The organism is Sphingobium sp., assembly GCF_041987595.1.
In the GTDB taxonomy this organism is placed as follows: Bacteria; Pseudomonadota; Alphaproteobacteria; order Sphingomonadales; family Sphingomonadaceae; genus Sphingobium.
The window spans coordinates 237-7,239 of the sequence record NZ_JBHIWJ010000149.1 but is presented as its reverse complement, the minus strand read 5'-3'; the positions used below and the strand labels follow the sequence as shown (position 1 = coordinate 7,239).

The window sequence follows — 7,003 nt, the reverse complement described above, 5'->3', positions numbered from 1 at the left end:
GTCCATCCAGAACAGTTCGATCCGGCTGAAACGGGTTTCCTCGCGCGTCTTGCCCAAAATGCGGGGCCCCAGCAGCGCGAAGCTGCCGTCCGCCATATAATGGACCCGCAGAAAACCCTCGCTCGGCGCGTGGCCGGTCAGATTGCGGATCTGACCGGTCGCCATGTCATATTCGAAGGCGTCGCCATAGGACTTGCCGATAAAGGCCAGCTTGTCCCCCTTTGGGGAGAAAACCGGGCGCTCGCCGAAAGCTGAGATCAGGCGCTGTCCGGGGGGCATGTCCAGGATCGGATTGCCGGGCTTGTTGCCGAGCGGAAGGGTCGCCGGAACCGGATCGCCGCGCGTGAATGTTTGCGCCGACAGCGCCGACGACAGCAGCATCGGCGCGGCCATCGCTGCCAGAAACTGGCTCACCTTCATAGTCATTCTCCCTATTTCAATCCCGCTCCAGCGTGGCAGTGCTCGCCAGTCAAGCGATGGCCGCGATCATCCCACCATGCGGCAAGCCATTTCCCGCATGGTGGGATGGCTGATTGTGGCGACGCGGCCTTGGACTAGAGGGAGAGGGCAATGACGGATATCGACAGGGAGAGATCATGCCAGACATCATGCCAGTGAGCCGCCGCACCGCGCTGGCACTGAGCGGCGGAGCGCTTCTCTCCCGTCTCGACCCCGCCATGGCCGCACGCGCAAGCCGCGATGCCGCGCCGGACTGGGCGACGGAACCGATGCGCTGGTTCCAGCTCGCCTTCACAGAGGATGATGTGGGCCATTTCGATCCCAAATTCTGGACCGATTATTTCCGGGACATCCATGCCGACGGGGTATGTTTGAGCGCTGGTGGCGGGATCGCTTTCTATCCGACGGCGATCGCCTATCACGGCATGGCTCCAGGGGTGGACAGGGGGCAGGACCCGTTCGGCGACATGGTCTTCGCCTGCAAGAAGATGGGCCTGCGCGTGCTTGCCCGCATCGATCCCCACGCGATGAATGCAGCGGCTGCCGCCGCGCATCCCGAATGGGCGCTCACTGGTCCAGATGGCAAGATCAAGCGCCACGGCAGCGCGCCCGATCTGACGCTGACCTGCGCTTACGGCCCCTATAATTTCGAACTGATGCCCAAGGTGATCGAAGAGATTGCCCGGCGCTATCCCGTTGACGGCTTTTTCGGCAATCGCTGGAATGGGAGCGGCACCTGCTATTGTGAAAGCTGCCGGACGCAATACCGGGCCGCGTCGGGGCTGGACATACCGCTTGATCCGGATCCATCGACACCCGCGGGGCGCCGCTACGCCACCTGGGCGGAGACGCGCCTTTTCGCGCTGATCGACCGTTGGAACGCTGCAGCGCGCAAGCATCGCCCTGCGGCCAGCTTCATTCCCGGCAGCGACCGGCGGGGCCTGGTCGAACTGAATGGCCCCGGTCTGTCGCAACGGCTTCCCATCGCCTTTTGCGACCGCCAGGCCCGATCGGTCGAAAACTCACCTTGGGCACCAGGACCTGAAGCATGGGGTGCCGGCCGATATACGCGCGAACTGCGCGCGTTCATGCAGGACAAGCCTGTCGGCCATATCATTTCCGTCGGCGTGGAAGAATCCTATCGCTGGAAGGATTCGGTGCAGGCCGGGCCCGAAATCCGCATCTGGGCGGCCGGTGCGATCGCGCAAGGGGCGCGCCCCTGGATCACCAAGTTCAACGGCAAGCCGCTGGACAAGCGTTGGATGGACGTGGTGCGCGATATTTATCAGTGGCATCACGCCAATGACCGTTATCTGAGCAACACGCATAATCTCGCGCGCGTAGGGCTGGTGCTATCGACGCGCACGCCGCCTTTCCTTGGCGGATGGAAGCAACGGCACGATCTGGAGGGGCATCTGCGCGGCTTCTATCAGGCGCTGCTCGAATCCCGCGTGCCGTTCGACCTGATCGACGACGGATTTCTCGATGCGCCGAGCCTCTCCCGCTTCAGGACACTGATCCTCTCCAATGCCGCTGTGTTGTCCGATACTCAATGCGAACAGGTGCGCGCTTTCGTCGCCGGAGGCGGTCGCGTGATCGCAACGCATCAGACCTCGCTGTTCGACGGCGATGGACAGCGCCGTCCAGACTTTGCACTGGCCGACCTGTTCGGTTGCTCCGTCACAGGTGAGGAGGAGGGACCGCTCCGCAATGCCTATCTGACAATCCACCACGCGCACCCGGCGATGGCGAAGTTGCCAGAGATCAGCCGGACGATCGGCCCAATCCGGCGGCAGCCGGTCAAGGCGCGCAACGCGTCGGAAGTGGCGCTGACGCTGGTGCCATCTTACCCTGACCTGCCGATGGAGCGGGTCTATACTGACCGCACGGAAAGCAACATCCCCATGGCGATCTGTCGCCAGGCCGGCAAGGGCCGCGTCGTCTATCTGCCAATGGATATTGATCGCACATTCGCCGAACTGTCGCACGGCGATCATCTGACCCTGCTGCAATCAATGCTGGATTGGGCGCACGACGAGCAGCCGCCGCTACAGATTGATGGGCCGGGGCTGGTGGATATCGCATATTGGCGTCAAAAAAACTCCGTCACTGCGCATCTCCTCAACCTCAACAACCCCATGACGATGCGGGGCAGTTATCGGGCGGCCATCCCGACCGGCCCTTATCGGGTCGCGCTTCAGCTTCCGGCTGGCACGCGGCCCTCACAGGTGCGGAGGCTATCCGACGGCGGCAATGTGCCAATTCAGGTCGATGGCGATCGCGTCATCGTCGATGTGCCGAGCATCGATTATCATGAGGTTATCGCCGTCGATCTTGGCTGAACCAATTCCGGCCGATCGCAGCACGGCTGAATTTCTGCTGAGCCGTACAAGAAAAGGTTGGGACGCCAACGATTGAATCAGGAAGGATCTAGGTGACGGCGGAGAAGCTTGGGATCACGGCATGCCTCGCTCTGACGGATGAATTTCTACGGGCGATCCGCGTGACACGGACGAAGCGGGAACTCTATGAACTGATGGAAGCGGTCACCCGCGAGATGGGCTTTCGTCACTTCGCGCTCATCCATCATGACGACCTGACCACGGACAGGTCCGATCGCATCGACGTCAAGGATTATCCTGCCGCGATCGCGGAACGTCTCATCGGGCAGCGTCGCTATCGCCGCGATCCTGTCATAAGAGCGTGCCTGTTTGCCGGTAGCGCCTTCCTGTGGTCCGACCTCCCCAGCATCATTCGCCTCGATAGACAGGATCATCACAGCATTGAGTTTGGTGCGCGGGAGGGTTTGAATGAGGGGATTACCGTTCCCCATTTTCGGCTGAACGATTGTCCGGGATCATGCACCTTTGCGGGGGCCCCTTGCCTGCTTCGGGCGCGTCGCTACCTCGGTCCCGCGCAAATGATCGGGACATTTGCCTTCCAAGCCGCCCGACGGCTTGTCCGTGCCGCAGGCGCACCGCCTGCTCCCCCGCCACGGCTTCATCCCAGGCCGCGCGACTGCGTTGTTCTGGCAGGACGGGGATATTCCAACAAGCAGATAGCGCGCGAGTTGGGCCTGACCCCACGCACCGTTGACGGGTATCTCACGGAAGCCCGGCGCTTGTTCGAAAGCCATGACCGCACCGAACTTCTTGTAAGTGCGGTGCTTGCAGGCGAAATCGGACTCCATGAACTTTCGCGTGGTCAACCCGGGTAATTACTCGGCCTGTTTTCGGTCCTCCTTCCTGCTTCCTTCATGCGTGAAAGCACGAACGGGAGCACCTCATGATCCATATCATCGACAGCCATCTAGCTGCGGAAAATCGCCCGCTGCTCCAATCTATGTTTGCCGACCGCAAGTGCCTCTTCGTCGATCTGTTCGGATGGGATGTACCTGTGATCGACGATCAATATGAGATGGACCAGTTTGACAATGCGGACACCGTTTAAGCGGCATCGATCATCTCCTTCTCGTAGTCCGGCTCCCGCTGGGTGCGATCATCCGTTCGTCGATGGGATAACCCTTCGCCGCCCAATGGGTTCTTCAAGACAAGGAAAATAGGAGGATCGTCGCGGTCCAACGACCCAAAACAGCTTTCCACCGATCCATCGAAAAAATGACTGACATGGATCAGCTTCGCCTTCATGGCTGGAACGGTGACCGATCAGCGTTGGTTGGCGGCCCATCCAGACAAGGAGAAGGCCGTGGGTAATATGCAGGCACCGGCGCATGATGACGCGCCCTTCAGCACATCCAAACGACAGGATCAGGTCGAGGATGCGGCCAACTCTCTGGTCGAACCGAAGGGAGACACTCTTTCGGGCAAAACGGTGACGATCAACCGGCCTCGCCAGGAGCTTTATGATTATTGGCGCAAGCTCGAAAATCTTCCCACATTCATGGACAATGTCGAACGGGTCGAGCCTTTGGGTGATGGCCGCTATCGTTGGGTCGTGAAGGCCCCTGCCGGCAAGACCGCCGAATGGATCTCGACAATCACTGAGGAACGTCCAGGCGAATTGATCGCCTGGACGTCAGAACCGGGCGCTGATGTTCCCAATAGCGGCCGGATCGATTTCCGGGACGCGCCGGGCGGGCGCGGCACCTGGGTGACTGCGACAATCCTCTACGATCCACCCGCCGGTGCGATCGGCAAGCTAATCGCCAAGATTTTTCAGCGGGAACCCGCGATCCAGGCGCGCCGCGACCTGCGCCGTTTCAAGCAGCTTATGGAAACCGGCGAGATTGCGACCGGATCGTACACTCGCAAGCAGTGGAAAGAGGAGACCGCCTGATGCGCGCATTAACCTGGCACGGCAAGCATGACGTCCGCGTCGATACGGTGGATGATCCCGAAATCCTCAACCCCCGCGACGCCATCATCAAGATCACCTCGACCGCGATCTGCGGGTCCGACCTGCATCTGTACGACGGCTATATTCCGACGATGAAGGCGGGCGACATATTGGGTCATGAATTTATGGGCGAGGTTGTGGAGACGGGCCCAAACTCCACGCTGCAGAAAGGGCAGCGGGTCGTGGTCCCCTTTACCATAGCGTGCGGCAGCTGCTTTCATTGCTCCAAACATCAATATTCGGCCTGCGACAATGGCCTGCCCGCCGACAATCAGGACATCGCTCAGGCGGTCTATGGGCAGCCCATGTCCGGCCTGTTCGGCTACAGCCACATGACCGGCGGCTATGCCGGGGGCCAGGCAGAATATGTGCGCGTGCCCTTTTCTGACGTCGGCCCGATCATCATTCCCGACGGGATCGAGGACGACAAGGTTTTGTTCCTGTCGGACATTCTTCCGACCGGCTGGCAGGCAGCGGAAAATGCCCAGATCGAACCAGGTGACACGGTCGCGGTATGGGGATGCGGTCCGGTCGGCCTTTTTTCGGTTCAATCCGCCTTCCTGATGGGCGCCGAGCGGGTGATCGCCATTGACCATTTCCCCCACCGCCTCGAACTCGCGAGGAAATTTGGCGCGGAGACGATAAATTATGAGGAAACCAAAACCTATGAGGCGCTGATGGAGATGACAGGCGGCATCGGCCCTGACGCCTGCATCGACGCGGTCGGGCTGGAGGCGCACGGCTTTTTCGCCGACAATGTCTGGGACCAGATCAAGGTTTCTACCTTCCTCGGCACCGACCGTACGCACAGCATCCGCCAGGCGATCCTCGCCTGCCGCAAGGGCGGACGCGTATCGATGCCAGCGGTTTACGGCGGTTTCGTCGACAAATTCCCCTTGGGCGCCTTCATGGAGAAGGGCCTGACGCTCAGGACCGGTCAGACCCATGTACAACATTATATGCCCGCCCTTCTCAACGCGATCGTGGAAGAGCAGATCGATACGACCTTCCTTATCAGCCATCGCATGCCACTCGAGCAGGCGGCCGAAGGCTACAGGATGTTCCACGACAAGCAGAACGAAGTGACCAAGATCGTCCTGAAGCCCGGCATGGCTCAAGCGTCAGCGGCTTAGGAGAAAGAGATGGTTTTCCGTAAATTCGCGATCATTACCGGCGCATCGACCGGTATCGGCTTCGAACTCGCCCATCTTGCGGCAGCGGATGGCTATGATCTGCTCGTGGCGGCGGATGAACCTCTGATCGATGCCGCCGCCACTGACTTCCGCCGCCATGGCGTGGAGGTGCAATCGATCGAGGCGGACCTTTCCACTCTGGAGGGTGTAGATCGGCTGCTGGCCGCCGCCAATGGACGGCAGGCTGATCTTGTGTGCGCCAATGCCGGACGCGGTCTGGGCCACGCCTTTCTCGATCAGGACGTGGCGGACTGGCGAAGGGTGATCGACACGAACATCACCGGCACGCTCTATCTATTGCAAAAGATATTGGCGCCGATGGTCGGGCGCAATGACGGCAAGGTGCTGATCACGGGGTCCATCGCCGGTTTCATTCCCGGCACTTTTCAGGCAGTTTATAACGGATCCAAGGCCTTTATCGACAGCTTCGCCGACGCAATCCGCAACGAGATTAAGGATGCAGACGGCGTAACCGTCACCACCCTGATGCCCGGACCGACTGAAACCGAATTTTTCGACCGAGCCGACCTGCTCGACACCAGCGTGGGACAACAGGAAAAGGACGATCCGGCCAAGGTTGCGAGGGATGGTTGGTACGCGCTCCTCGCCGGCAAGGCCCATGTCATCTCGGCATGGAAGAACAAACTGCAGGCCGTCGCCGCTCACGTCACGCCGGCCTCCATCCTTGCAGAACAGCATCGCAAATTGGCCGAACCCGGCTCAGGAGAAGTGTCATGACCGACGATCAGGACAAAGTGGACCCGAGAGAGGATTCAGAAACGCCCCGTGGTCCGGGCGGCGATGCGCTGCCTGGTCGGGAAAAGGCCGATCCACGCACGCCCGGTGCACAGCCGCAGGAAGATGTCGAGGATCGGCCCAATGTCGGAACTGTGACGCCGGAAGATTATCCGGAGGAGGATCGCGAGAAATCGCGCCCATAGACGGGCATATGCGCCGGTTCCGTCCGATTTCGGCTCAACCAGCCCTCTCTTTAT

Annotated in this window: 9 protein-coding genes; 7 read left to right on the top strand and 2 right to left on the bottom strand. The window is 60.6% G+C overall.

Annotation, left to right across the window (positions count from 1 at the left end):
* Window positions 1-426: hypothetical protein (locus ACFC3J_RS21440; RefSeq protein WP_375198004.1), on the bottom strand; the 426-nt coding region annotated here is incomplete at its 3' end.
* A 170-nt stretch (window positions 427-596) separates the two neighbouring features.
* Here ACFC3J_RS21440 and ACFC3J_RS21435 point away from each other — a divergent pair.
* The 3 genes from ACFC3J_RS21435 (at window position 597) to ACFC3J_RS21425 (ending at window position 3,909) form a co-directional block, all read left to right on the top strand.
* A complete protein-coding gene (locus ACFC3J_RS21435) occupies window positions 597-2,801 on the top strand; it encodes a ThuA domain-containing protein (RefSeq protein ID WP_375198003.1) in 2,205 nt (734 codons plus the stop codon).
* Between the two features lie 92 nt (window positions 2,802-2,893).
* Complete coding sequence (locus ACFC3J_RS21430; RefSeq protein WP_375198002.1) at window positions 2,894-3,676, top strand: autoinducer binding domain-containing protein; 783 nt, start codon at window positions 2,894-2,896, stop codon at window positions 3,674-3,676.
* Window positions 3,677-3,744: 68 nt separating this feature from the next.
* Entirely contained in the window at window positions 3,745-3,909 is a 165-nt protein-coding gene (locus ACFC3J_RS21425) for an acyl-homoserine-lactone synthase (protein ID WP_375198001.1), read from the top strand.
* On the opposite strand, the gene ACFC3J_RS21420 is transcribed toward ACFC3J_RS21425, so the two are convergent.
* Window positions 3,906-4,106, bottom strand: a complete 201-nt coding sequence (locus ACFC3J_RS21420) for a hypothetical protein (RefSeq protein WP_375198000.1) — start codon at window positions 4,104-4,106, stop codon at window positions 3,906-3,908. The two genes, ACFC3J_RS21425 and ACFC3J_RS21420, sit on opposite strands and share 4 nt — an antisense overlap.
* 67 nt (window positions 4,107-4,173) lie before the next feature.
* Between ACFC3J_RS21420 and ACFC3J_RS21415 the strand changes: the two genes are divergently transcribed.
* Genes ACFC3J_RS21415 through ACFC3J_RS21400 form a run of 4 tightly spaced genes read left to right on the top strand, consistent with a single transcriptional unit; the run spans window position 4,174 to window position 6,949 of the window.
* Window positions 4,174-4,755, top strand: coding sequence for an SRPBCC family protein (locus ACFC3J_RS21415; protein WP_375198005.1), 582 nt, complete (start codon window positions 4,174-4,176; stop codon window positions 4,753-4,755).
* On the top strand, window positions 4,755-5,948 hold the full coding sequence (locus tag ACFC3J_RS21410) for a zinc-dependent alcohol dehydrogenase (RefSeq protein WP_375197999.1): 1,194 nt from the start codon (window positions 4,755-4,757) through the stop codon (window positions 5,946-5,948). The genes ACFC3J_RS21415 and ACFC3J_RS21410 overlap by 1 nt, the downstream gene beginning before the upstream one ends.
* A 9-nt stretch (window positions 5,949-5,957) precedes the next feature.
* Entirely contained in the window at window positions 5,958-6,746 is a 789-nt protein-coding gene (locus ACFC3J_RS21405) for an SDR family NAD(P)-dependent oxidoreductase (protein WP_375197998.1), read from the top strand.
* On the top strand, window positions 6,743-6,949 hold the full coding sequence (locus ACFC3J_RS21400) for a hypothetical protein (protein ID WP_375197997.1): 207 nt from the start codon (window positions 6,743-6,745) through the stop codon (window positions 6,947-6,949). The genes ACFC3J_RS21405 and ACFC3J_RS21400 overlap by 4 nt, the downstream gene beginning before the upstream one ends.
* Window positions 6,950-7,003: the final 54 nt, after the last annotated feature.

What these genes read in the sequence shown, in the direction of transcription:
- ACFC3J_RS21435 (WP_375198003.1), top strand. Translation starts at nt 597, where the DNA reads ATGCCAGACATCATGCCAGTGAGCCGCCGCACCGCGCTGGCACTGAGC.
- ACFC3J_RS21425 (WP_375198001.1), top strand. Translation starts at nt 3,745, where the DNA reads ATGATCCATATCATCGACAGCCATCTAGCTGCGGAAAATCGCCCGCTG.
- ACFC3J_RS21420 (WP_375198000.1), bottom strand. Translation starts at nt 4,106, where the DNA reads ATGAAGGCGAAGCTGATCCATGTCAGTCATTTTTTCGATGGATCGGTG.
- ACFC3J_RS21415 (WP_375198005.1), top strand. Translation starts at nt 4,174, where the DNA reads ATGCAGGCACCGGCGCATGATGACGCGCCCTTCAGCACATCCAAACGA.
- ACFC3J_RS21410 (WP_375197999.1), top strand. Translation starts at nt 4,755, where the DNA reads ATGCGCGCATTAACCTGGCACGGCAAGCATGACGTCCGCGTCGATACG.
- ACFC3J_RS21405 (WP_375197998.1), top strand. Translation starts at nt 5,958, where the DNA reads ATGGTTTTCCGTAAATTCGCGATCATTACCGGCGCATCGACCGGTATC.
- ACFC3J_RS21400 (WP_375197997.1), top strand. Translation starts at nt 6,743, where the DNA reads ATGACCGACGATCAGGACAAAGTGGACCCGAGAGAGGATTCAGAAACG.